24 protein-coding genes and 1 riboswitch are annotated in these 23,615 nt (G+C 72.3%); of the genes, 14 read left to right on the forward strand and 10 right to left on the reverse strand.

Annotation, left to right across the window (positions count from 1 at the left end; translation table 11 throughout):
- The first annotated feature begins 4 nt into the window (after positions 1-4).
- The 3 genes from ACX6XY_RS13035 to ACX6XY_RS13045 all read left to right on the forward strand — a co-directional run bounded on the left by ACX6XY_RS13035 (position 5) and on the right by ACX6XY_RS13045 (position 2,553).
- Entirely contained in the window at positions 5-514 is a 510-nt protein-coding gene (locus tag ACX6XY_RS13035) for a DUF5304 domain-containing protein (RefSeq protein WP_460329565.1), read from the forward strand.
- Positions 515-681: 167 nt separating this feature from the next.
- Positions 682-1,623 (forward strand): ROK family glucokinase, encoded by a 942-nt coding sequence (locus ACX6XY_RS13040; protein WP_460329567.1) that lies wholly within the window; start codon positions 682-684, stop codon positions 1,621-1,623.
- 165 nt (positions 1,624-1,788) lie between these two features.
- On the forward strand, positions 1,789-2,553 hold the full coding sequence (locus tag ACX6XY_RS13045; protein ID WP_460329569.1) for an endonuclease/exonuclease/phosphatase family protein: 765 nt from the start codon (positions 1,789-1,791) through the stop codon (positions 2,551-2,553).
- 127 nt (positions 2,554-2,680) lie between these two features.
- Here ACX6XY_RS13045 and ACX6XY_RS13050 read toward each other — a convergent pair whose 3' ends face one another.
- Together ACX6XY_RS13050 and ACX6XY_RS13055 are read right to left on the reverse strand one after the other, a co-directional pair.
- The gene (locus tag ACX6XY_RS13050; RefSeq protein WP_460329571.1) at positions 2,681-3,274 is read right to left on the reverse strand and encodes a hypothetical protein; all 594 of its coding nucleotides are present in this window, start codon (positions 3,272-3,274) and stop codon (positions 2,681-2,683) included.
- Positions 3,267-4,046, reverse strand: a complete 780-nt coding sequence (locus ACX6XY_RS13055) for an alpha/beta hydrolase (RefSeq protein ID WP_460329573.1) — start codon at positions 4,044-4,046, stop codon at positions 3,267-3,269. The genes ACX6XY_RS13050 and ACX6XY_RS13055 overlap by 8 nt, the downstream gene beginning before the upstream one ends.
- A gap of 150 nt (positions 4,047-4,196) precedes the next feature.
- On the opposite strand from ACX6XY_RS13055, the gene ACX6XY_RS13060 reads away from it, so the two are divergent.
- The 5 genes from ACX6XY_RS13060 to ACX6XY_RS13080 all read left to right on the forward strand — a co-directional run bounded on the left by ACX6XY_RS13060 (position 4,197) and on the right by ACX6XY_RS13080 (position 9,217).
- Positions 4,197-4,985: a lysophospholipid acyltransferase family protein gene (locus tag ACX6XY_RS13060; protein WP_460329612.1), complete on the forward strand. Its 789-nt coding sequence runs from the start codon at positions 4,197-4,199 to the stop codon at positions 4,983-4,985.
- A gap of 20 nt (positions 4,986-5,005) precedes the next feature.
- Positions 5,006-6,199, forward strand: a complete 1,194-nt coding sequence (macS, locus tag ACX6XY_RS13065; protein WP_460329575.1) for a MacS family sensor histidine kinase — start codon at positions 5,006-5,008, stop codon at positions 6,197-6,199.
- 83 nt (positions 6,200-6,282) lie between these two features.
- Positions 6,283-6,927 carry a response regulator gene (locus ACX6XY_RS13070; RefSeq protein WP_460329614.1) on the forward strand — a complete coding sequence of 215 codons (645 nt, stop codon included), beginning with the start codon at positions 6,283-6,285 and terminating at the stop codon, positions 6,925-6,927.
- Between the two features lie 131 nt (positions 6,928-7,058).
- Positions 7,059-8,087, forward strand: coding sequence for a 6-phosphofructokinase (locus tag ACX6XY_RS13075; RefSeq protein ID WP_460329577.1), 1,029 nt, complete (start codon positions 7,059-7,061; stop codon positions 8,085-8,087).
- Between the two features lie 122 nt (positions 8,088-8,209).
- A complete protein-coding gene (locus tag ACX6XY_RS13080) occupies positions 8,210-9,217 on the forward strand; it encodes a 2-hydroxyacid dehydrogenase (RefSeq protein WP_460329579.1) in 1,008 nt (335 codons plus the stop codon).
- Positions 9,218-9,234: 17 nt separating this feature from the next.
- On the opposite strand, the gene ACX6XY_RS13085 is transcribed toward ACX6XY_RS13080, so the two are convergent.
- Positions 9,235-11,130, reverse strand: coding sequence for an anthranilate synthase family protein (locus ACX6XY_RS13085; protein ID WP_460329581.1), 1,896 nt, complete (start codon positions 11,128-11,130; stop codon positions 9,235-9,237).
- Between the two features lie 233 nt (positions 11,131-11,363).
- Entirely contained in the window at positions 11,364-11,975 is a 612-nt protein-coding gene (locus ACX6XY_RS13090) for a TetR/AcrR family transcriptional regulator (RefSeq protein ID WP_460329583.1), read from the reverse strand.
- Between the two features lie 45 nt (positions 11,976-12,020).
- On the opposite strand from ACX6XY_RS13090, the gene ACX6XY_RS13095 reads away from it, so the two are divergent.
- The 3 genes from ACX6XY_RS13095 to ACX6XY_RS13105 all read left to right on the forward strand — a co-directional run bounded on the left by ACX6XY_RS13095 (position 12,021) and on the right by ACX6XY_RS13105 (position 14,761).
- Complete coding sequence (locus ACX6XY_RS13095; protein ID WP_460329585.1) at positions 12,021-12,944, forward strand: DUF2867 domain-containing protein; 924 nt, start codon at positions 12,021-12,023, stop codon at positions 12,942-12,944.
- A gap of 18 nt (positions 12,945-12,962) precedes the next feature.
- The gene (locus ACX6XY_RS13100) at positions 12,963-14,315 is read left to right on the forward strand and encodes a class II 3-deoxy-7-phosphoheptulonate synthase (RefSeq protein WP_460329587.1); all 1,353 of its coding nucleotides are present in this window, start codon (positions 12,963-12,965) and stop codon (positions 14,313-14,315) included.
- A 179-nt stretch (positions 14,316-14,494) separates the two neighbouring features.
- The gene (locus ACX6XY_RS13105) at positions 14,495-14,761 is read left to right on the forward strand and encodes a (2Fe-2S)-binding protein (protein WP_460329588.1); all 267 of its coding nucleotides are present in this window, start codon (positions 14,495-14,497) and stop codon (positions 14,759-14,761) included.
- A 48-nt stretch (positions 14,762-14,809) separates the two neighbouring features.
- On the opposite strand, the gene bfr is transcribed toward ACX6XY_RS13105, so the two are convergent.
- Positions 14,810-15,286 (reverse strand): bacterioferritin, encoded by a 477-nt coding sequence (bfr, locus tag ACX6XY_RS13110; protein ID WP_460329590.1) that lies wholly within the window; start codon positions 15,284-15,286, stop codon positions 14,810-14,812.
- Between the two features lie 153 nt (positions 15,287-15,439).
- On the opposite strand from bfr, the gene ACX6XY_RS13115 reads away from it, so the two are divergent.
- On the forward strand, positions 15,440-16,063 hold the full coding sequence (locus tag ACX6XY_RS13115) for a sulfite oxidase-like oxidoreductase (protein ID WP_460329592.1): 624 nt from the start codon (positions 15,440-15,442) through the stop codon (positions 16,061-16,063).
- A 13-nt stretch (positions 16,064-16,076) separates the two neighbouring features.
- Here the strand turns inward: ACX6XY_RS13115 and ACX6XY_RS13120 are convergent, their stop codons facing one another.
- From ACX6XY_RS13120 to thiO, 5 genes are all read right to left on the reverse strand, one after another.
- Positions 16,077-16,946: a deoxyribonuclease IV gene (locus ACX6XY_RS13120; protein ID WP_460329594.1), complete on the reverse strand. Its 870-nt coding sequence runs from the start codon at positions 16,944-16,946 to the stop codon at positions 16,077-16,079.
- A gap of 168 nt (positions 16,947-17,114) precedes the next feature.
- On the reverse strand, positions 17,115-19,154 hold the full coding sequence (pknB, locus tag ACX6XY_RS13125; protein ID WP_460329596.1) for a Stk1 family PASTA domain-containing Ser/Thr kinase: 2,040 nt from the start codon (positions 19,152-19,154) through the stop codon (positions 17,115-17,117).
- Between the two features lie 147 nt (positions 19,155-19,301).
- Positions 19,302-20,096 carry a thiazole synthase gene (locus ACX6XY_RS13130; protein WP_460329616.1) on the reverse strand — a complete coding sequence of 265 codons (795 nt, stop codon included), beginning with the start codon at positions 20,094-20,096 and terminating at the stop codon, positions 19,302-19,304.
- Positions 20,097-20,131: 35 nt separating this feature from the next.
- Positions 20,132-20,386, reverse strand: coding sequence for a sulfur carrier protein ThiS (gene thiS / locus ACX6XY_RS13135; protein WP_460329598.1), 255 nt, complete (start codon positions 20,384-20,386; stop codon positions 20,132-20,134).
- Positions 20,383-21,543 (reverse strand): glycine oxidase ThiO, encoded by a 1,161-nt coding sequence (gene thiO, locus ACX6XY_RS13140; protein ID WP_460329600.1) that lies wholly within the window; start codon positions 21,541-21,543, stop codon positions 20,383-20,385. The genes thiS and thiO overlap by 4 nt, the downstream gene beginning before the upstream one ends.
- Positions 21,541-21,653, reverse strand: a riboswitch (TPP riboswitch). It overlaps the preceding gene by 3 nt.
- A 137-nt stretch (positions 21,654-21,790) precedes the next feature.
- On the opposite strand from thiO, the gene ACX6XY_RS13145 reads away from it, so the two are divergent.
- Both ACX6XY_RS13145 and ACX6XY_RS13150 read left to right on the forward strand, forming a co-directional pair.
- Positions 21,791-23,005: an NAD(P)/FAD-dependent oxidoreductase gene (locus tag ACX6XY_RS13145; RefSeq protein WP_460329602.1), complete on the forward strand. Its 1,215-nt coding sequence runs from the start codon at positions 21,791-21,793 to the stop codon at positions 23,003-23,005.
- A 135-nt stretch (positions 23,006-23,140) separates the two neighbouring features.
- Positions 23,141-23,512, forward strand: a complete 372-nt coding sequence (locus ACX6XY_RS13150) for an Rv2175c family DNA-binding protein (RefSeq protein WP_460329604.1) — start codon at positions 23,141-23,143, stop codon at positions 23,510-23,512.
- Positions 23,513-23,615: the final 103 nt, after the last annotated feature.

Consider the following 23,615-nt stretch of genomic DNA (forward strand, 5'->3'; position numbering starts at 1 on the left):
CGCCATGAGCGACACCGAGCGCCCCGTGCCCGATCCCGGTGACGCGGCCGAACCCGCCGAGCCGGTCGCCGAGCCGGTCGACGAGGCCGAACTGGTCGAGGACGCCAAGCCGGTCGAGGACGCCAAGCCGTTCGACGCCGACGCCTGGGCCCAGGCCTGCGCCGAGGACCTCGCCGCCGAACAGGCCCGCCAGCGTGCCCAGTACGGCACGCCTCCCGGATCCGCCGCCGATGAGCTGCGCAAACTCTTCGACACCGTCGTGGACAAGGTCAGCTCGCTGCAGACCCCGATGGCCGGGATGGCCGCCCAGGGCGCGGTCAACGAGCTGATCAACCAGGCCAGGTCCGCCGTGGAACCGGTCATCCAGCGCAACCCCGAGGTCTTCGACCACCTCGCGGCGGCCGGGTCCGAACTGCTCGCCGCCTACCGCTCGGTCGTCGAGGGCCACGAGCGACGCTGGTCGGACCCGCGGGACGAGGGCCCCGGCGACGGGGAGCACATCGACCTGGACTGAGTCCGTACGCGGCTCGCGGCCGGCCAGCGCGTGACTAGGACACGGCCAGCGCGTGGCTAGGGCATGGCCAGCGTGCGGCTGGTGCGTGGCCTGGACACCGGCGAGGGCCCCAGGCCGCCTCGGGTACGGTGGGCACCAGCGGGGCTGGACCTATAACTGAGGGACTCATGGGACTCACCATCGGCGTCGACATCGGCGGTACGAAGATCGCGGCCGGAGTGGTCGACGAAGAGGGCGCCATCCTCGAGACACACACGGTGCCCACCCCGCCGACCGCCGAAGGCATCGTGGACGCGATCTGCGCGGCCGTCGCGGGGGCCGGTCAGGGACAGGACGTCGAGGCCGTCGGCATCGGCGCGGCCGGGTACGTCGACGACAAGCGTGCCACCGTGCTCTTCGCGCCGAACATCGACTGGCGGCACGAGCCGCTGAAGGACAAGGTCGAGCAGCGGGTCGGGCTGCCGGTCGTCGTCGAGAACGACGCCAACGCCGCCGCCTGGGGTGAGTACAAGTTCGGCGCGGGGCAGGGCCACGACGACGTCATCTGCATCACTCTCGGCACGGGTCTCGGCGGCGGCATCATCATCGGCAACAAGCTGCGCCGCGGACGCTTCGGCGTGGCCGCCGAGTTCGGGCACATCAGGGTCGTGCCGGACGGGCTGCTGTGCGGCTGCGGCAGCCAGGGCTGCTGGGAGCAGTACGCGTCGGGGCGCGCCCTGGTCCGCTACGCCAGGCAGCGTGCCAAGGCGACGCCCGAGAACGCCGGGGTGCTGCTCGCGCTGGGGGACGGCACGCCCGCCGGGATCCAGGGCAAGCACATCTCGCAGGCCGCCCGGCAGGGTGACCCGGTGGCCGTCGACTCCTTCCGGGAGCTGGCCCGTTGGGCGGGCGCGGGCCTGGCCGACCTGGCCTCGCTGTTCGACCCGTCCGCGTTCATCGTCGGCGGCGGCGTCTCGGACGAGGGCGACCTGGTCCTGGACCCGATCCGCAAGTCCTTCAAGCGCTGGCTGATCGGCGCCCAGTGGCGGCCGCACGCCCAGGTGCTCGCGGCCCGGCTCGGCAACAAGGCCGGTCTGGTCGGCGCGGCGGACCTGGCCCGCCAGGGCTGATCCCCCCTTTTGCGCCTAAACCGGCGCCGCTCTCGCGGAGGTGGCTGGGCGCCGCCGGGGTGCTCAATTGACGGCCGAGGTCGTCGTCACTTCAGCGTGATCTTGTACGGCAGCGCCCGCCGCGTCCCCAGGGAACGCGGCGGGCGCTGCCGTATCTTGATCCGCATGGACGAGCCGAGCCCGCTGCCCAACTCCCGCACGGACGCCGACGGTTCGGCGGTGGTGCGGGTGCTCAGCTACAACATCCGCTCGATGCGCGACGACACCGCCGCGCTCGCGCGGGTGATCGGCGCCTGTGCCCCCGATCTGGTGCTGGTGCAGGAGGCGCCGCGGTTCTTCCGCTGGCGCAAGTACCTGGCCCGGCTCGCGGCCGCGTCGGATCTGGTGGTGCTCTCGGGCGGTGCCACCGCCGCGGGCCCGGCTCTGCTGTGCTCGCTGAGGGCCACGGTGGAGCGCACCGAGGACGTGCTGCTGCCGCTTACGCCGGGGCTGCACCGGCGCGGTTTCGCGACGGCGGTGGTCCGCTTCGGACGCGCTCGGGTCGGCGTGCTGAGCTGCCATCTCTCGCTGCGGAAGGACGAGCGGTACGCGCAGGGCGGGATGCTGCTCGACCGGCTCGCGGCGCTCGGGGCTCCGCAGGCGATCGCGGGCGGCGATCTGAACGAGCGGCCCGGCGGGCGGACGTTCCGGCGGCTGGCGGGCGAGCTCCAGGACTGCTGGGCGGTGCGGCCGTGGGGCGGCGAGCACACCTCTACACCCGTCGATCCGCACCAGCGCATCGACGCGGTCTTCGCCACGCGGGGCGTCGAAGTCCTGGGCTGCGGTGTGCCGTCGGGCCTGTCCGGTGTCACCGACGCCGACCTGCGGGCGGCCACCGACCACCTGCCCGTACTAGCCGCACTCCGCCTGCCCGCCACTCCCACGCCCTGAGAGGCCTGCCGCGCGCGACCGCGATACGGGGGAGGCCGACAACGCCCGCCTGCCCCCCCGCACCCAGGAGGTGTGCCGCATGGGCCCCTGCGCCCAGGGGACGCCCGCCGGGCCGGCCGTGGTGCGGTCAGACGACCGCGCCGCGGCCGGGGTCGTCGTGCTCGTCGTCGTCCCCGTTCATCCGGTAGACCAGGGTGGCGAAGCCGCCGATGAAGCCGCCGACGCCGAGCGTCGTCAGCCACCAGGTCATCTCCCAGCCGAGCAGCACGGCGAGCAGCATCAGCACCGGGCCGCCGATCACCGCGAGCCAGGCGCCCTTGGCGGTGGGGTCCGCCTCCGGCAGCGGCGGCGGCTCCGGCGGGACGAAATGGCCCTCGTCGTCCGGGTCGAGGTCGTCGCCGCCCTTCTTCGCCGGTTCGGTGGTCTCGGGCAGCGCGTAGTCGCGCGGCCCGACTCCGGGCGCGAAGGTCACCGAGCTGCCGAGCGGCCGGTCCCCGTCGGGGCCGGAGTCCGGGCCGGAATCCTGGGCGGCCGGGGGCTCCGGCGGCACGTCGTTGGTGTCGGAGGTGAGCCCCGCCATCTCCTCGACCGACTTGAAGGGCTTGGCGCCCGGCGGGTCCGGCGGCTCCTCGCCGTACCCCGCCACGATGGAGGCCCAGGCCGCGTCCTCGTCCAGCGGTCTGCCGTTGTCGTTGTCACGGTCCTGGTCGTGCTCAGCCACCGGTAGACGTCCCTTCCTTGCCGACACTGGGCGCGAGCCGCTCGAGGAACACGTAGCTCTCCTCGAAGATCCGGTCCGCGTCGTGGTCCAACGTCGCCACGTGGTAGCTCTGTTCCAGCAGGATCTCGGTGACGTCGGTGGAGGACACGCGGCTGAGGACGCGCGCGGAGTCGGCTGGCGGCACCACATGGTCCTGCGGGCTGTGCAGCAGCACCATCGGCTGCGTGACCTGCGGCAGCTCCGCGTCGACCAGCTGGAAGAACTTCCGCAGCGAGTGCGCGGCGTGCAGCGGCACCCGGTCGTAGCCGACCTCTTCGGCGCCCTCCTTGGCGATGTCGCTGGCGATCCCCTTCGTCGTCCGTACGAAGTGCCGGGCGACGGGCAGCGCGTGCGCGGCCAGGCCGTGCACCTTGTTGCCTGGATTCACCAGGACCAGGCCGCGGACCGCCGCGCCGTGCTTGGCCGCCAGCCGCAGGGCCAGCGCCCCGCCCATGGACAGGCCGAAGACGAACACCTCGGAGCAGCGCTCGGTCAGGGCCCGCAGCTCTCGGTCCACCTCCGCGTACCAGTCCTGCCAGCCGGTGAGCTGCATGTCCTGCCAGCGCGTGCCGTGCCCCGGCAGCAGGGGGAGGGACACGGCCAGGCCACGGTCGGCGAGGTACTCCGCCCACGGGCGCAGGGACTGCGGAGAGCCGGTGAAGCCGTGGCAGAGGAGAACGCCGACCTCCCCGCCCTCGTGGCGGTACGGCTCGGCTCCAGCGAGGACCGGCACGTTCGGTCTCCTGTTCGTGAGGCTGTGACGCGAGGGATGTGTTAACGGTACGCGACCGGACTGACACCGACCAGGGCCGTCGCCTCCCCTCCGGCACGGGTTAAGGTCGTGGCACGGAACAGAAAGGCACGAGCGTTGATCTACGGCGTCATGAAGCTCACCGTCGGCGGGTCCCTGAAGACGGTGTTCAGGCCCTGGGTGGAGGGCCTGGAGAACATTCCCGCCGAGGGGCCGGCGATCCTCGCGAGCAACCACCTGTCGTTCTCCGACTCCTTCTTCCTCCCGGCCGTGCTGCACCGCAAGGTGACCTTCATCGCCAAGGCCGAGTACTTCACCACGCCCGGTGTGAAGGGCAAGCTGACGGCCGCCTTCTTCAAGGGCGTCGGACAGCTCCCGGTGGACCGCTCCGGGGCGCGCGGCGCGGGCGAGGCCGCGATCAAGAGCGGTATCGAGGTCCTGGAGCGCGGCGAGCTGTTCGGGATCTACCCGGAGGGCACCCGTTCCCCCGACGGCCGCCTCTACCGCGGCAAGCCCGGCGGGCTGGCTCGGGTGGCGCTCGCCACCGGAGCGCCGGTCATCCCCGTCGCGATGATCGACACCGAGAAGATCCAGCCGCCCGGCACGATCAGGCCCAAGCTGATGCGGCCGGGGATCAGGATCGGCGAGCCGCTGGACTTCAGCCGCTACCACGGCCTGGAGAACGACCGTTTCATCCTGCGCTCGGTGACCGACGAGGTCATGTACGAGATCATGAAGCTGTCCGGCCAGGAGTACGTCGACATCTACGCGACCGCGGCCAAGCGCCAGCTCGCGGAGGCGGCCAAGCGGCAGGCGGAGCGGGACAAGGCCGCGAAGCCCCAGAAGGAGCAGAAGGCGCAGCAGGAGCAGCAGGCGCAGCGGACGGACCCGGCCCGGACGGAGGATCCCGACCGCGCCTAGCGGCGTCTGGGGGGTGGGGCATGGCCAGGCGCGAGCGTGTCATCCGGATGTCGGTCGAGCAGCCGCTGTGGCGCGCGCTCACCGGCTACCGCGCCCTCACCATGCTCTACGCGACCGGGATCTTCCTGCACGCGCGCGACACATACGGGCGCCCCTGGGTCGGCTACGCGTTCCTCGCGGTGCTGGCCGTCTGGACGCTCGCCACACTGCCTCGGGTCGCGGGCGCGGCGAGCTGCACCAAGCGCTTCCTGACCGCCGACATCACCCTCGCGCTCACCGGCATCCTGCTCACCCCCGTGGCCGACCCCGCGCGCGTGGGCGGGCCGACGCTGCCCTCGATATGGACCGCCGGCGCCGTGCTCGCCTTCGCCGTCAAGGGCGGCTGGCGCTGGGCCGCCCTGGCCTCCTCGCTGGTGGCGGTCGCCAACGTGGTGCAGCGCGGCACCCCCACCAAGGACACGATCCACAACGTCCTGCTGGTCTGCATCGCCTCCGTCGCCATCGGCTACGTGGTCGAGGTGGCCCGCGCGTCCGAGCGCACCCTGGCCCGCGCCCTGGAGATCGAGGCGGCGACCCGCGAGCGGGAACGCCTCGCGCGCGACATCCACGACAGCGTCCTCCAGGTGCTCGCCATGGTGCAGCGGCGCGGCAACGCGCTCGGCGGCGAGGCGGCCGAGCTCGGCCGGATGGCGGGCGAGCAGGAGATCGCCCTGCGCACCCTGGTGGCCGGCGGCCTGATCCCCGTGTCCCGCGCGTCCGACGACCCCGCGCAGGGCGCGCTGGTGCGCCCGGTCGAGGACGTCGCGGCGGGCCCCTGCGATCTGCGGACCCTGCTCTCGCCCCACACGGGCTGCCGGGTGACCCTCTCGGATCCGGGTGCCCCGGTCCCGCTGCCGCCCGCCGTGGCCGGGGAGCTGGCGGCCGCTGTCAGTGCCGCACTGGACAATGTCCGCAGACACGCCGGCGACGAGGCGCAGGCCTGGATCCTGGTCGAGGACTGGCCCGACGAGGTGATCGTGACGGTCCGGGACGACGGTCCGGGCATCCCGGAGGGCAGGCTCGCCCAGGCGGAGGGCGAGGGCCGCCTCGGCGTCGCCCTGTCGATCCGCGGGCGGCTCCGGGACATCGGGGGCACGGCCGAGCTGATTTCGGTACCCGGCCAGGGCACCGAAGTCGAACTGAGAGTCCCACGGGGGAAGGCGGCACGGACATGAGCGAACGACAGCACAGCGAACGACAGCACAGCGAACGACGGCACAGCGAACGACGGCACGACGAGAACCAGCCGATCAGGGTCATGGTGGTCGACGACCACCCGATGTGGCGGGACGCGGTCGCCCGTGACCTCGCCGAGTCCGGCCTGGAGGTGGTGGCCACCGCGGGCGACGGCGAGCAGGCGGTGCGCCGCGCCAGGGCCACGGCCCCCGACGTCCTGGTGCTCGACCTCAACCTGCCGCTCAAGCCCGGCGTCCAGGTGTGCAAGGAGCTGGTCGCGGCCGACCCCGAGCTGCGGGTACTGGTCCTGTCCGCCAGCGGTGAGCACGCCGACGTCCTGGAGGCGGTCAAGTCCGGCGCCACCGGCTATCTGCTGAAGTCGGCCTCCACCGAGGAGCTGCTCGACGCCGTGCGCAGCACCGCCGTCGGCGACCCGGTCTTCACACCGGGCCTCGCGGGCCTGGTACTCGGCGAGTACCGCCGCCTGGCCTCCGCGCCCGCTCCGGCCGCCGCGGACCAGCCGGTGGCCCCCGAACTCACCGAACGCGAGACCGAGGTGCTTCGGCTCGTCGCCAAGGGCCTGAGCTACAAGCAGATCGCCGAGCGCCTGGTCATCTCGCACCGCACCGTGCAGAACCACGTCCAGAACACCCTGGGCAAGCTCCAGTTGCACAACCGCGTGGAGCTCGTCCGGTACGCGATAGAGCGCGGCCTCGACGACGCGTAACCCCGTACGGGTGAACGTGTGAGATCAACTCCACGTTGTTTCACCGGAATTGACGTATCGACCCCCCTTCAGTGACCTGGATCACCATTAGCGTGGCCGTCACAACGTCCAGGCCGTGAAGGGAAGATTCCATGCGGGTCGGAGTACTGACCGGGGGCGGCGACTGCCCCGGACTCAATGCCGTCATCCGGGGCATCGTCCGCAAGGGCGTACAGGAGTACGCCTACGATTTCGTCGGCTTCCGGGACGGCTGGCGCGGCCCCCTGGAGGGCGACACGGTCCCGCTCGGCATCCCCGAGGTGCGCGGCATCCTGCCGCGCGGCGGCACGATCCTCGGCTCCTCGCGGACCAACCCGCTCAAGGTCGAGCACGGCGTCCGCAGGATCAAGGACACCCTCGCCAAGCACGAGGTCGAGGCCCTGATCACCGTCGGCGGCGAGGACACGCTCGGCGTCGCCGCGCGGCTCAGCGACGAGTACGGCATCCCCTGCGTCGGCGTCCCGAAGACCATCGACAACGACCTGTCCGCCACCGACTACACCTTCGGTTTCGACACCGCCGTCGGGATCGCCACCGAGGCCATCGACCGGCTGCACACCACGGCCGAGTCGCATATGCGGGTCCTGGTCGTCGAGGTGATGGGGCGGCACGCGGGCTGGATCGCCCTGCACTCGGGGCTCGCGGGCGGCGCCAACGCCATCCTCATCCCCGAGCAGCGCTTCGACGTCGAGCAGGTCTGCGCCTGGGTGCGCTCGCGGTTCCGGGCCTCCTACGCCCCGATCGTGGTGGTCGCCGAGGGCGCCATGCCGAAGGACGGCGACATGGTCCTCAAGGACGGGACCCTGGACGCCTTCGGGCATGTCCGGCTCTCCGGCGTCGGCGAGTGGCTGGCCGGACAGATCGAGCAGCGCACCGGCAAGGAGGCCAGGACCACGGTGCTCGGCCACATCCAGCGCGGCGGCACCCCCAGCGCCTTCGACCGCTGGCTGGCCACCCGGTTCGGGCTGCACGCCATCGACGCCGTACGGGACGGCGACTTCGGCCAGATGGTCGCGCTGCGCGGCACGGACATCGTGCGGGCGCCGCTGGCGGAGGCGACCGCGAAGCTCAAGACGGTCGACCCGAAGCTGTACACCGAGGTCGGTGTGTTCTTCGGCTGAGCCGGGCGGGCACGGCGGTGCTGTGGGTCGTATATTCGCGAATGATCGTGTGTTCGCGTCCATCCGGCCCATAGCTCTCGTTACCGGCCCATCGCCCTTCTTGCGCGTCGTTGGGAGAAGTCGTGGAAATCCTGGCATTCGGTGTGCAGGCCGATGAGCGGCCGCTGATCGAGCGGGTCTTCGACGGCCACCACGACGTCCGCTGCCTCGACGTCTTCCTCAACGAGGACACCGCCCCGATCGCGACGGGCTACGAGGTCATCTCCACCAGCGTCAACGCCAGCCTGGGCAACCGCGTCCTGCAGACCCTGGCCGCCGGCGGCACCCAGATGATCGCCCAGCGCTCCACCGGCTTCAACAACATCGACCTCCAGGTCGCCGAGCGCCTGGGCCTCACCGTAGCCCGCGTCTCGTCCTACTCGCCGTACGCGGTCGCCGAGTTCGCCTGGACCCTGGCGATGGCCGTCAACCGCCGTATCGTCCGCGCCTCCCGCCGCACCCGTGACTTCGACTTCCGGCTGCACGGTCTGATGGGCCGCGACCTGCACGGCCGCACCGCCGGGGTGCTCGGCACCGGCAAGATCGGCGAGGCGTTCACCCGGATCGCCCATGGCTTCGGGATGAACCTGCTCGGCTGGGACGTCGCCCCGAACCCGGCCTGCCGGGAGCTGGGCATGGAGTACGTCGAGAAGGAACGGCTCCTCGCCGAGTCCGACCTGATCAGCCTGCACGTGCCGCTGCTGCCCGACACCGAGCACCTCATCGACGGCGCGGCACTGAAGGGCATGAAGGGCGACGCGATCCTGGTGAACACCAGCCGGGGCGGCCTGGTCGACACCGAGGCCCTGGTCGCCGAACTGCGCGCGGGCCGCTTCACGGGTGTCGGCCTCGACGTGTACGAGGCCGAGGCCGGGCTCTTCTTCCTGGACCGGTCCCTGGAGGCGGTCCAGGACGACACGCTGGCCCGCCTGATGACCTTCCCGAACGTAGTGGTCACCTCGCACCAGGCGTACTACACGGTGGACGCGGTCAGCCAGATCGTCGAGACGACGGTCCAGAACGTCCTGGACTACAAGGCGGGCCGCCGCTCCGAGAACGTTCTGGTCCCGGCGGCCCCCAGGCCCACCTGACCGAGCCCCCCGAGCGATCAGGGGCGTACGGCCTGCCGCGCGCTGGTCCGGGACACCGCGTCCAGCAGCTCCCGTACCAGCCTGGCACCGCGCAGCGTGAGCACCGACTCGGGGTGGAACTGCACGGACGCGAACCGAGCGGCGCGGAGCGCGTGGACCTCGCTCGTGCGCACGTCGCGGCTGACCTCGATGCCATGTGCGGCGAGTTCCGCCGCCGACTCTTCGTCGCAGACCGCCGTGAAGCTGTTGTAGCAGCCGACAGTCTCCGGTCGCCCGAAGAAGTCGATCTCCGCCTGCGCCCCCTGGTACGGCACCCGCTTCCGCACCACCTCAAGCCCCAGCTCGGCCGCCAGCAGCTCGTGGCCCAGGCAGACGCCGAGGAGACCGTGCCGGTGTCCGCGGACGAGTTCGGCGGTGAGTCCGCGCAGGAAGCGCATCTTCGGGTCGGCGACGTCGGACGGGTTTCCGGGCCCGGGGCCGAGCACCACGGGCCCGGCGTGCGCGAGCGCGGCGGCCCGCAGCCCCGGCTCGTCGTAGCGCCGTACCGTGACCTCAAGGCCGCCGGAACGCAGCAGATGGGCCAGCATCGCCGTGAAGGCGTCCTCGCCGTCGACTACCAGCGCGTGCCCCGCCACGGCGTCGGTCCGCTCCTGCATCCGCAGCCAGAACGGCGCGAGCAGCGAGCGCCGCGAGTCCAGCGCCTCGCGCACCCGCGGATCGTCGGCCAGGGCGCGCGGCGCCTGATCGGCCGGGGCCCGGCCGGGGCGTACGCCCAGCGCCGCCAGGACGCCCGCCGCCTTCGCGTGCGTCTCGGCCACCTCGGAGCGCGGGTCCGAGTCGCGTACCAGGGTCGCCCCGACCGGCACCCGCAGCCGCCCGTCCGCCGCGATGTCGGCGGTACGGATCAGGATCGGCGAGTCCAGGGTCCGCGCGCCGCCCGCGTCCCGGTCGATCAGCGCCAGGGCCCCCGCGTAGTAGCCGCGTCCCTCGGGCTCGTAGCGCTTGATGACCCGGCAGGCGTTCTGCACCGGCGACCCGGTGACGGTCGCCGCGAACATCGTCTCCTTGAGGATCTCGCGGACATCCAGCGATGAGCGGCCGCGCAGCTCGTACTCGGTGTGCGCGAGGTGGGCCATCTCCTTGAGCCGCGGGCCGACCACGACGCCGCCGCGGTCGCCGACGGTGCACATCATCTTCAGCTCTTCGTCGACGACCATCGACAGCTCGGCTGCCTCCTTGGAGTCCGCGAGGAAGTCGAGCAGGCCACCGGGTGTGGGTCCGCCGGCCGGGTAGCGGTAGGTCCCGCTGATCGGGTTCATCACGACGGTGCCCCCGCTGACCCGTACATGCACCTCGGGGCTGGCCCCGACCAGCGTGCGCGTCCCGGTGTGCACGACGTACGTCCAGTACGCGCCCCGCTCGCCCGCCAGCAGCCGCCTGAACAGGGCCAGCGCGTCGGCCGGTCCGAAGCCGGGGATCTCGCCCCGGTAGGTGCGGCGGATCACGAAGTTGGCGCCCTCGCCGCGGCCGATCTCGTCGCGGATCACCCGCTCCACAGTGCCCGCGTACTCCTCGTCGCTCACGTCGAAGGCCCCGCCCTCGACCCGCACCCGGTGCGCGGGCAGCCGCTCCAGGGCGTCGGTGGGCGAGAGCGTGTGCACCTCGTCGGCGGCCAGCACGAGCAGCGGGGCGCCGTCGTCTCGTACGTCGAAGCCGCGCTCCCTGATCTGCCGGAACGGCACCACGGCCAGCACCGGAAGCTCCCGGTCCGGGATGTCGGCGAGCCGCTCGGCCTCGTGCACCTCGCCGATCAGCACCTCGACCGTGTCGTGATCGTGGCCGGGTGTCCGGCGGCGCAGCAGGGCGAACGGCGGGCAGTCGGCGTCCAGTAGACGCTCGATACGCAGGGACATCGTGTCTCGTTCCTTCCTTCCGGGCTTCGCGGCCCGAGGTGAGGAGGAACGGCCCGCGTCCGGGAAAGGTCCGGAACACACGGAAGGCCGCCCCTCGGGCGGCCTTCGCGATGCGGTGGGTACGCGCAGTCAGTGGGCCGCCGGATGAGCGGGCCACCACCAGTTCTGGTGCGTGTGTGTCTGGAGCGTCTGCGCGAACATGCCCCGCACCTTAGCGCATCGTCGGCGGGAGATCAGCGTTTCAGGAGTACGTCGAGCGTCTCGTCGAGATAGGCGCCGTACTCGTCTCCCGCGGGCAGCGCCGCGGGCACCGCGTGGCCGAGCTGGGTGTGCCCCAGATAGACCGTGTACGCGAGCAGTCCGCGGCGGCGCGCCTCCGGTTCGGGGAAGCCGACGTCGGCGAAGAGCCGCGCGACATAGCCGACCCGGCGCTCGGTGACCCGGCGCAGCGCGTCGGCCACCTGCGGGTGGTCGGCGGTGGCCAGCAGCGAGACCTCCAGGGGGTCGTCGGCGGCCGAGGCGAGGGCTTCGCGGAACAGCAGACGGAGCCGCCGCGTGGGGTCGGGTTCGGCGTCGACCTCGGTGATCAGCTCTTCGGTGCTGGCCTCTGCCCAGCGTTCGAGCGCGGCCCCGATGAGTGCGTCCCGGTTGGTGAAGTGCCAGTAGAAGCTGCCCTTGGTGGTGCCGAGCCGGGCCGCGAGCGGCTCCACGGCGACGGCCGCGAGGCCGCCTTCGCCGATGGCGGTGAGCGCCGCGTCCGCCCAGTCCCGCGCGGTCAACCGGGCTTTCCTGTCCCGCTTCTCCCCCGTCTGTTCCCGCTTCCGCTGCCGTTGCGCCATGACCATACGGTAGCGTACGGTAAACCATACGCCAGCGTATGGAGGTGCGTGATGCGCAACATCCACGAGCGGGTCATCGAGGCCCCGGCGGCGGCCGTGGGGGGTCTGGTCGACCGCCTCGCCGCCGACGACGACCCGATCTTCCCGACGCCCGCCTGGTCCCCGATGCGCCTGGACCGCCCGCTCTCTGTGGGCGCGGAGGGCGGCCACGGGCCGGTGCGCTACCGGGTTACGGCGTACGAACCCGGCCGCCGCGTCCGCTTCGGTTTCACCGGCCCGGCGGGCGGCTTCCACGAGCTGACCGTCGAGCCGCTGGGATCCGAGCGCTGCCGCGTGCGGCATGTGCTGGAGCAGCGGCTCCGGGGCGGCGACCTGCTCACCTGGCCGCTGGCGGTGCGGGCGGTGCACAACACGATGGTCGAAGAGATCTTCGACAACATCGAGCGCGCGATGGGCCGCGAGGTCGCCCGCCCCGTGCGCTGGTCGCCCCGGGTGCGGCTGCTCAACCGGCTGGGCTGGGACCGGCCCGCCCCGGTCCGGATCCCCGACGGCGCCCGGCTGCTCCGTACGGCCGTCGACTGGTTCGAGCGGGCCGACTACCGGGACGCGTACGCCATGGACCTGCTGCCCGGCATGACGGCCGACCCGGCCGCCTGGGAGGGCGTGCTGCGCGGCATCCCCGTCACCGACCGGGCCGAGCGCGAGATCCTGCTCGGCCAGGACGCCGGACACCTGGACTTCAGGGCCTCGCTCCTGGTGGACGAAACGGCGGGCCGGGTCACCTTGAGCACGGCGGTACGGATACACAACCGGCGCGGCCGGATCTACTGGGCGCTGGTCTCCAGGGGCCACCCGTTCATGGCCCGCACCATGCTGCGCCGCACCCACCGCGGGCTCGCGCTGGCCGCGCCCGGCGCGGGGGAGCGTGCGACAGTCGTCTCATCTGGTGGGCGGGGGTCTGGACGGGCGACATGACCCCGTAATGTTGCTGATGTGACCGTCAACGCTAAGACCACCGCTGCCGGTGGCAACACCTGGCGAGACCTTCCAGCGGCGCAGCAGCCTGAGTACCCCGATGCCGAGGCTCTGCGCGAGGTACTCGCGGACCTCGAGTCGTATCCGCCACTCGTCTTCGCGGGCGAGTGCGACCAGCTGCGCACCCGGTTGGGGGCCGTCGCCAGGGGCGAGGCGTTCCTGCTCCAGGGCGGCGACTGCGCGGAGGCCTTCGACGCCGTCTCCGCCGACCACATCCGCAACAAGCTCAAGACCCTGCTCCAGATGGGCGCCGTGCTGACGTACGCCGCGTCGGTGCCGGTGGTCAAGGTGGGCCGGATCGCCGGGCAGTACTCCAAGCCCCGCTCCAAGCCGACCGAGACCCGCGACGGCGTCACGCTGCCGACCTACCGCGGCGACTCCGTCAACGGCTTCGACTTCACCGAGCAGGCCCGGATCCCGGACCCCGAGCGGCTGAAGCGGATGTACCACGCGTCCGCCTCCACGCTGAACCTGGTCCGCGCCTTCACCACCGGCGGCTACGCCGACCTGCGCCAGGTGCACGCCTGGAACCAGGACTTCGTGAAGTCGTCGCCGTCCGGGCAGCGCTACGAGCAGCTGGCCCGCGAGATCGACAACGCGCTGAACTTCATGCGCGCCTGCGGCACCGACCCGGCCGAGTTCCAGACGGTCGAGTTCTACGCCTCGCACGAGGCGCTGCTGCTCGACTACGAGTCGGCGCTGACCCGTGTCGACTCCCGTACCGGAGAGCTGTACGACGTCTCCGGGCACATGGTGTGGGTCGGCGAGCGCACCCGGCAGCTGGACGGCGCTCACATCGAGTTCGCCTCCCGGATCCGCAACCCGATCGGCATCAAGCTCGGCCCGACGACCACCCCGGAGGAGGCGCTGCAGTACATCGAGCGCCTGGACCCGGACCGGGAGCCCGGCCGGCTGACGTTCATCGTGCGGATGGGCGCGGACAAGATCCGCGACAAGCTGCCGGACCTGGTCGAGAAGGTCACGGCCTCGGGCGCTACGCCCGTCTGGGTGACCGACCCGATGCACGGCAACACCTTCGAGGCCGCGTCCGGCCACAAGACCCGCCGCTTCGACGACGTCCTGGACGAGGTCAAGGGCTTCTTCGAGGTCCACAAGGCGCTGGGCACTCATCCGGGCGGCATCCACGTCGAGCTCACCGGTGACGACGTCACCGAGTGCGTGGGCGGCGGCGACGAGATCTTCGTCGACGACCTGCACCAGCGCTACGAGACGGCCTGCGACCCCCGGCTGAACCGCAGCCAGTCGCTTGACCTGGCCTTCCTGGTCGCCGAGATGTACCGGGACCAGTAGCGCGCAGACAGCGCGGCGCCGCGTGAAGCGGCCGTACGCGACGGTGGGGCGCGGATCGATGTGATCCGCGCCCCACCGGCTTTTGCCCACGCTCCACGGCGGGTAAGGTTAGGTTAGCCTCACCGATTAATCGGGAGTGGCGCTAGCTGACTGTTCCCGAATGATCTTCGCACGGGGAGGTGGACCGCGTGTACGTATGCTCTTGCTTCGGTGTCACCGAGCAGCAGGTCAAGGACCATGCGGACGCCGGTGCCTGCACCCCGCGCCAGATAGCCTCGGCCTGCAAGGCGGGCACCGACTGCGGCTCCTGCGTCCGCAGCATCCAGGCGCTGCTCGGCCGTGGCGCGTGCCCCCGCCGAGAGCTCCTCGAGAAGGGCAAGCCCGCTGTCGTACTGGCGACGGCCCCGGAGCTCGCCGATGACCTGGAAGAGGCGGCAGCGGCCTAGGAGGGCCGCTGTCCGGGCCGTGCGCGGTCAGCCGGGCCGTGCGGGCCGTCAGCTGGGCTGTTCGATCAGCTGGGCGAGGTAGAGCGGCTCACCGAGCTTCTCGATCAGTTCCAGCTGGGTGTCGAGATAGTCGATGTGATGCTCCTCGTCCTCGAGGATCGACTCGAAGATGTTCGCCGAGGTGATGTCCCCCTTGGCACGCATGACCTCGATCCCGCGCTTCAGGCGGTCGATCGCCTCGACCTCGATCTGCCGGTCGGCGTTGAACATCTCGGTCACGGTCTGGCCGACGCGGACATGGAACAGCCGCTGGTAGTTCGGCAGGCCGTCCAGGAACAGAATGCGGTCGGTGAGTACCTCCGCGTGCTTCATCTCGTCGAACGACTCGGACCGGGTGTACTTCGCGAGCTTCACCCAGCCGTTGTTCTCCTGCATCTTGGCATGCAGGAAGTACTGGTTGATGGCGGTGAGCTCAGCGGTCAGCTGCTCATTGAGAAATTCGAGGACCTCGGGGTCGCCCTGCATCGCAGAGGCTCCTTCCAAGCGCGTAACCGATCAGGTGCGCGCATCCTTGCACCGGTGCCGATGGGCGTCCAGTAAGTGCCTCCTTAGTAGGAGTTGCCCGAATCGGTGCAGACCTGGTCACGTCCACCCCTCGCGGTCTGTCAGGATGGAGCCATGGGTCAGCCGGATAGTCGTGAAACGGAGAGGTCGGAGCTTCCGCCGGGACAGCGGCTGCAGCGGGGCTGGCCGGTCACACACTACGGCCCCGTGCCCAAGTTCCGCCCGGAGCGCTGGGAGTTCAGGGTCTTCGGCGCCACCGCCGACGGGGGCAAGCGCTGTTGGACGCACGAGGAGTTCTCGGCGCTGCCGTACGGCACGGTCGTCTCCGATCTGCACTGCGTCACGAAGTTCTCGATGCTGGGCGCTGAATGGGGCGGGGTGTCGGCTCGTACGCTGCTCGAACTGGCCCCTCCCGCGCCCGATGTCACCCATGTGATGGTCTGGGCCGAATACGGCTTCAGCTCGAATCTCCGGCTGTCCGACTTCGACGCCGAGCGGACGATCTTCGCCACCCACCGGGACGGTGAGCCGCTCACCGCCGAGCATGGCTTCCCGCTGCGGCTCGTGGTGCCGCATCTCTACGCCTGGAAGGGGCCCAAGTGGGTGCGCGGCGTGGAGTACATGACGGCCGACCGCCGCGGTTTCTGGGAGGAGCGCGGGTACCACAACATCGGCGACCCCTGGCGTGAGCAGCGCTACTCGTACCAGGAGGAGCCGGGCGACGGCCCGGAGCTGTAGCCGGGAGGGAGATTCACCGCTCGCGGAGCTCCTTCAGGAGCGCCACGTCCGCCGCGTGTCCGGCCTTGCCGCCGGGCGTCTCGATGATCAGCGACACTCCGTCGGTCGCGGGGTGGGTGAAGAGCTCCCGGAACGGCTCCTCGCCGATATGGCCCGAGCCGATGTTCGCGTGCCGGTCCTTGCGGGCGCCGGCCACGTCCTGCGAGTCGTTGGCGTGGATCAGCTTCAGACGGCCCTCGCCGACGGTGTCCGCCAGCAGGTCCAGGGTCCGCTTCACGCCGCCGGGCTCGGCCAGGTCGTGGCCCGCGGCGAAGACATGGCAGGTGTCCAGGCAGACGCCGAGCTTGGGGTGGGCGTCCAGGGCGTCGAAGTACGGGCCGAAGTCCTCGGCGAGCGAGCAGAGCGAGGAGCCCTGCCCGGCGGTCGACTCAAGGAGAAGGTGCGGGTCGTCGTCGTGCGTCAGCTCGTCGAGCAGCGGCAGCAGGTGCTCACGCACCTGTCGCAGCGCGACCTCCCGGTCCCGGCCGCCGGTCGCGGAGCCGGTGTGCACCACCACGCCCAGGGCGCCGATCTCCCGGCCCCGGCGCAGCGAGTGGCGCAGCGACTCGACGGACTTCAGCGCGGTGGCCTCGGTGTGCGAACCGAAGTTGATCAGGTACGGGGCGTGCACCCAGACGGGGATCTCCTCGGCGGCGCAGGCCGCCCGGAACTCCTCGTCCTGCCGGGGGTCGCCGACGGGCGTGGCCCAGCCGCGTGGATTGGCGACGAAGACCTGGACGGTCTCGGCGCCCATCTCGCGCGCGTACGGCAGTCCGGTGGCGGCGAGTCCACCTGCCACGGGCACATGCCCGCCCACGGGGTTGCCTGTTCTCTTGCTGCTCACACCGCCAGGGTGACACGCCCGCGCCCCTGGGCAGCGCCCCGCCCCCGGCTCCGGCCTTCCGGGCGCCGGGTGCGGGCGGTGCCGGGCGGTGCGGGCGGTGCGGCCCGCGCGCGCCGGGCGTCGCCGCAGAGACGGGTCCTCGCCGTCGTCACAGGCCCTTACAGGCCCTTACAGGCCCTTGGTCTTGATCTGGATGGTGCTGCCCTCCGGCGCTTCCTCGCCGCCCGCCACGGACTGGCTGGCGATCTCGTCGCTGAGGAACGGGAACGCGCGCTTCACGTCGACGTCGAAGCCCGCCGCGCGGAGCCGCGCGCTGGCGTCGTCGATGTCCCTGCCGACGACATCCGGGACCTCGGCCATCCTCGGCCCCTTGGAGAGCGTGAGAGTGACCTTGTCGCCCTCCGCGAGCTGTGTGCCCTCGCCGGGCGTCTGCCGCGCGACGTCGCCCGTGTCCTCCTCGGAGAACACCCGCTCCGTGGCGACCTCCACCTTCAGGCCCGCCTCACGGAGCTCGCCGCGCGCGTCGGCGAGCGAGTCCCCGACCACGTTCGGCATCTCGACCGGGGCGCCCTTGCTGACCGTGAGGGCGATCGCGCTGCCCGCCTTGCGCTCGGTGCCCGCGGGCGGGTCCGTGCTCACCACGGAGCCCTTCGGGACGCTCTCGCTGAACGCGCGCGTGACCATGCCGGGCTCCAGACCGAGGTCCTTCAGCTCGGCCTTGGCCTTGGCCAGCGGGGTGTTCTCGAGGTCGGGGACCTTCGCGGTGCGCGGCCCGAGCGACAGGGTGAGCGTCACCTCGCCGTCATCCCTGATCCGGCTGCCGGACTCGGGGTCACTGCCGATGACCGTGCCGCGCTTGTCGGTGGTGCTGTACTCGCCCTTGACCTCCCGCACCCCGAGCCCGGCGTCGGCGAGCGCCTTACGGGCCTCCGCCTCCGTCTTGGTCAGCAGCGCCGGGACCTGGGTGAACTGGCCCGCGCTGATGTACCAGACGCCCACGCCGAGCCCCAGCGCGAGCAGGACGCCCGCGACGACGGCGAGGACCGAGCGCCGCGGGCCGCGCCGTCCCGCGGGGGCCGTAGGCGCCGGCGCGGACGGAGGACCGACCGGGGGCACTTCAAACCGACTGGTGCGGTTGACCGCCGCCTGCTCCGCCTGCTCCGCCTGCTCCGCCTGCTCCGGCTGAACCGACCAGTTCGGCCGATCCGGCGGATTCGGCTGCTCCGGCTGATCACGCTGCCCCGGTCCCACGGGCAGCGGCCGCGGCACCGTACCGGTGGCGCGCGCGATGACGCTGGTGCGGTCCTCCGCGTTGTCGTGGTCCGTCGCACGGGCCTGCGGCGGCAGCGCGTCCAGCTGCTCCTCGCTCAGGGCCGCCCGCGCCTGTCTGACCCGCGCGAGCAGCGCCACCGCGTCGTACGGCCGCAGCTCGGCGGTACGGGCCGTCGCGGTCGCCACCAGCTCGTCCAGCTCGTAGGCCAGCCCCGGCACGGCGGCCGACGGGGGCGGTACGTCCTCGTGCAGATGCCGGTAGAGGACCTGGGCGGGTGAGTCACCGGTGTGCGGCTTGCCGCCGGTCAGCATCTCGTGGAGCACGACACCGCACGCGTACACGTCGACCCGTGGGTCCACCGTGCCGTGCTCCAGCTGCTCGGGTGCGAGATAGGAGACGGTGCCCAGGACGGCGCCGGTGGTGTTCGTCACGGTGTCCACGGCGCGGACCAGGCCGAAGTCCGCGACCTTGACCCGTCCGTCGTCGCCTATCAGGACGTTCTCCGGCTTCATGTCGCGGTGCACGAACCCCGCGCGATGGGCCGCGCCGAGCGCCGCGAGCACCGGCTCCAGGATGTCCAGCGCGGCCCGCGGCCGCAGCGCGCCGCGCTCGCGCAGCACGTCCCGCAGGGTGCATCCGGCGACGTACTCCATCGCGAGATAGACGTACGCGCCGTCCGTGCCCTGGTCGTAGACCCCGACCACGTTCGGGTGCGAGAGCCGCGCCACCGACTTGGCCTCGCGGATGAACCGCTCCACGAACGACGCGTCGGACGCGAGCTCGGGGTGCATGACCTTGATCGCGAGCACGCGGTCGAGGCGGGTGTCCACGGCCCGGTAGACCGTGGCCATCCCGCCTACGGCGACGCGCGCGTCGATGCGGTAGCGGCCGTCCAGGACCTGGCCGACGAGCGGATCTTGAAGGGTCGTGTCCACGCAGGTGAGTGTACGAGCCGCCGCTGACACGTCCGACCCCTCGGGGGCCCGCACCGCCGTACTGCAGCGCAGTTGTGACCGTCTCAAGTCCGGCCGCGGCGGGGGGCCGGACACCTGAGAAGTCCGGTCGCTCAGAAGTCCGGTCGCTCAGAAGGCCGGTCGCTCCGGGTCCAGCCGGGCCAGGCCCTCCGTCGGCGACGACGCCTCGGCGAAGTGCCGTCGGGGGATGCGCCCGGCCCGCCGGGCGAGGCGGCCCGCCTCGACGGCATGCCGCATCGCCTCCGCCATCAGCGCCGGCTCCTGCGCACGGGTCACCGCGGAGGCCAGCATCACCGCGGCGCACCCGAGCTCCATGGCGAGGGCGGCGTCGGACGCCGTGCCCGCGCCCGCGTCCAGGATCACCGGTACGCGCGCGTGCTCCACGATCAGCTGGAAGTTGTGCGGGTTGCGGATGCCGAGCCCCGAGCCGATCGGAGACCCCAGGGGCATGACCGCCGCGCACCCCGCCTCCTCCAGCCTGCGCGCGAGGACCGGGTCGTCATTGGTGTACGGCAGCACCGTGAAGCCGTCGTCGACGAGGGTCTCGGCGGCTTCGAGCGTCTCCACGGGGTCGGGCAGCAGGGTGCGCTCGTCGGCGATGACCTCCAGCTTGACCAGGTCGGTCCCGAGCGCCTCACGGGCCAGCCGCGCGGTCAGCACCGCCTCGCCCGCGGTGAAGCAGCCCGCGGTGTTCGGCAGCACCTGGATGTCGAGCCGGGTCAGCACCGACAGCACCGAGCCCCGCACGCCGGGGTCCAGGCGGCGCATCGCGACCGTGGTGAGCTCGGTGCCCGACACGGCCAGCGACCGTTCGAGCACCTCCAGGCTGGGCGCGCCGCCGGTGCCCATGATGAGCCGGGACGAGAACTTCGTACCGCCGATGACCAGCGGATCGTCGGCCAGGGGATGGGCGGCCAGGGGGTCGTCAGCCATGGGGATCAGCCTCCTTGGACGGCGGTGAGGACTTCCACACGGTCGCCCGCGTGCAGCGCGGTGTGCCGCCACTCGCCGCGCGGTACGACGGTCTCGTTGACGGCGGCGGCCACCCCGGACGGCGCGGCGGTCAGCGTCGCGACCAGGGCGTCGAGCGTGCTGCCCGCGGTGATCTCGCGGTGTGAGCCGTTCACGGACACGGACACAGGCACGGGCACGGTCGGTTCCTGGGGTCCGGCGTCGCCGGTGGGCGTGGTCATGCGGGCTGCTCCTGAAGGATGCCGAAGCGTCGAGGGGTGAAGGGGCGTGCCTCGTCGGGGAGTTCACCGGTCGTCAGGGCGTGCGCCATGATCTCGCCGGTGATCGGGGTGAGCAGCACGCCGTTGCGGTGGTGCCCGGTGGCCAGCTGGAGGCCGGGGAGTGCCGTGGGGCCGAGCAGCGGCGCGTTGTCGGGGGAGCCGGGGCGCAGGCCCGCGCGGGTCTCGGTGAGCGGGAGTTCGGTGAGTCCGGGGACCAGCTCGTGCGCGTCGCGCAGCAGCTCGTAGACGCCGCCCGCGGTGACCGTGGTGTCCCAGCCGAGCTCCTCGCTGGTGGCGCCGACCACGAGCTCGCCGTTCTCACGCGGCACCAGGTAGACGTGGCTGCCGCGCACCACGGCGCGGACCGTACGGCTCAGGAAGGGGGCGTACGCGCGCGGCACGGTCAGCCGCAGGACCTGGCCCTTGACCGGGCGTACCGGAGGCAGCACGGCGGCGGGTACCCCGGCGAGCCTGCCGCTCAGGCTCCCGGCGGCCAGCACCACCTGGTCGGCGGCGAGCTCCGTGCCGTCCGCGAGCACGACCCCGCGGGCCCGGTCGCCGGTGACGGTGAGCCGCTCGGCCCAGCCGCGGCGGAACCGGACCCCGGCCCGTTCGCACGCCGTGACCAGGGCGTCGGCCAGGCGGCGCGGGTCCACCTGGTGGTCGCCCTCGACCCGCAGGCCGCCGCGTACCCCCGGCGCGAGCATCGGCTCCAGGCGGCGGCACTCGCGCCCCGACAGCCACTCGGACTCCAGGCCCGAACGTCGCTGGAGGGCGTGCAGCTCGCGCAGATGGGCACGGTCGTCGGCGTCCAGGGCGACGGCGAGGGTGCCGCAGGCGCGGTAGCCGAGGTCCTGCCCGCTGGCCTCTTCGAGCTCGGCGGCGAAGTCCGGGTAGCGGCGCGCGGACGCCAGGTTGAGGCCGAGCAGCGTCTGCTCGCCGTAGTGCAGCTCGGTGACGGCGGCGAGCATCCCGGCCGCGACGCGGGCGGCCCCGCCGCCCGGCGCCGGGTCGGCGACTGTGGCGCTCAGGCCGCGCTGGGCCGTCCGCCAGGCCGTGACCAGGCCGATGATGCCGCCCCCGATGACCAGGACGTCTGAGGTGTCGCGTGCGTGCATGGGCGTCCAGCCCCTCCCTTCGCCGGCATGACCCGGATCAGGTTCGTACGGTCGGAGGCGCCTGAGCCTCCCTCTCAGCCCGGTGCGTCCGGGCTCCCGCGAGTGGTCTACGGCGGCCAGCCTAGCCCTTTGTCTCCCGCGAGATAAGGGGAGCCGCCGCCGGGCGCCGCCCCGCCCCGCGCCCGCTCACACCCGGACCGGCCCCCCGCCACTTCCTGATGATGTGTCAGTTGTTTAAGGTGGCCGGGTGAACGAGCAGAGGCAGCAGGAGCGGCGCGTCGTGATCGTCGGCGCGGGGATGGCCGGGGTGCAGACCGCCGTGGCCCTGCGCGAACAGGGCTTCACCGGGGCCCTCACGCTGATCGGTGCGGAGCCGCACCAGCCCTACGACCGGCCGCCGCTGTCCAAGGCCGTGCTGCTCGGCGAGGCCGAGGGTTCCGCGTTCGACGTGGACTTCGAGCAGCTGGACGTGGACCTGCGCCTGGGCCGCGAGGTGACCGGGGTACGCCCCGGCGCGCACCAGCTGGACACCGCCGACGGGCCCGTCCCGTACGACGTCCTGGTGATCGCCACCGGGGCCGAGCCGCTGCGGCTGCCCGGCGCGCAGGGAGTGCCGGGCGTCCATCTGCTGCGCACCCTGGACGACGCGGAGCGGCTGCGCCCGGTCCTCGCCGAGAAGCACGACGTGGTGGTGGTCGGCGCGGGCTGGATCGGCGCGGAGTTCGCCACGGCGGCCCGCGCGGCGGGCTGCGCGGTCACGGTCGTCGAGGCGGCCGACCGGCCGCTCGCCGGGGTGCTGCCCGCCGAGGTCGCGGCCCCCATGACGGACTGGTACGCGGAGTCCGGCGCCGAGCTGCGCACCCACGCGCGCGTGGCGCGGATCGAGCCCGGTGTCGTCATCCTGGAGGACGGGACCCGGCTGCCCGCCGGGGCCGTGGTCGTCGGCATCGGCGCGCGGCCCGCCACCGACTGGCTCACCGGCTCCGAGATCGCCGTCGGCCCGGACGGCGCGATCGTCGCGGACGACCGCCTGCGCACATCGGCGCCCGACGTGTACGCGGTCGGCGACTGCGCCTCGTTCCCCTCGGGGCGGTTCGGCCAGCGGCTCCTCGTGCACCACTGGGACAACGCGCTCCAGGGCCCGCGCGTGGTGGCGGCGAACATCATCGGCACAGCGCCCGAGGTGTACGACCCCGTGCCGTACTTCTGGTCCGAGCAGTTCGGCCGCTTCGTGCAGTACGCGGGACACCACGGCGGCGCGGACGCCCTGGTCTGGCGCGGGGCGCCGGAGGACGCCGCCTGGACGGTGTGCTGGCTGCGCGGCGACGCCCTGGTGGCGGTGCTCGCGGTGGGGCGGCCGCGCGACCTGGCGCAGGGACGGCGGCTGATCGCCTCGGGTGCGCCGCTGGACCGGGAGCGGGCGGCCGACCCCGCCGTACCCCTGAAGTCGGCGACGCGCTGATCCCGTACCGCGCCCCGATCCGGTGGGGACCCGCGTTCCCGATCCGGTACGGACCCGCGTTCTTGATCCCGTACGGACCCGCGCCGGGGCTGTGCCGGGTACCGACTGTCAGTCCGGGATGGCACGCTTATCCCTGTGACCGAGATTGACGCAAAGATCGATGCTCTCGTCCCCAGCTGGCTCACCCTCCCCGACATCGCCGAGATGCTCGGCGTCGAGGTGACGCGGGTGCGACAGCTCGTCAAGGAAGGCGGCCTGATCGCCGTGCGCCGCGGTGAGAACCGCGTGCTCCAGGTGCCCGCCGCCTTCATCGACGCCGAGAACGCAAAGGTGGTCAAGGGCCTCAGTGGAACCCTGACCCTCCTGAAGGACGACGGCTTCTCCGACGAGGAGATGCTCGAGTGGCTGTTCACCCCCGACCCGACCCTGCCCGGTACGCCCGCGCAGGCTCTGAGCGAGAATCGCGGCACGGAGGTGAAGCGCCGCGCCCAGGCGCTCGCCGTCTGACCTGACGACCACCGGCGTGGGGGGGGGGCCCCCCGCCGCGCCCCCCCCCCCCCCCCCCCCCCGGCCCCCCCCCCGCCCCCCCCCCCCCCCCCCCCCCCCCCCC

Source organism: Streptomyces sp. O3 (genome assembly GCF_054788135.1).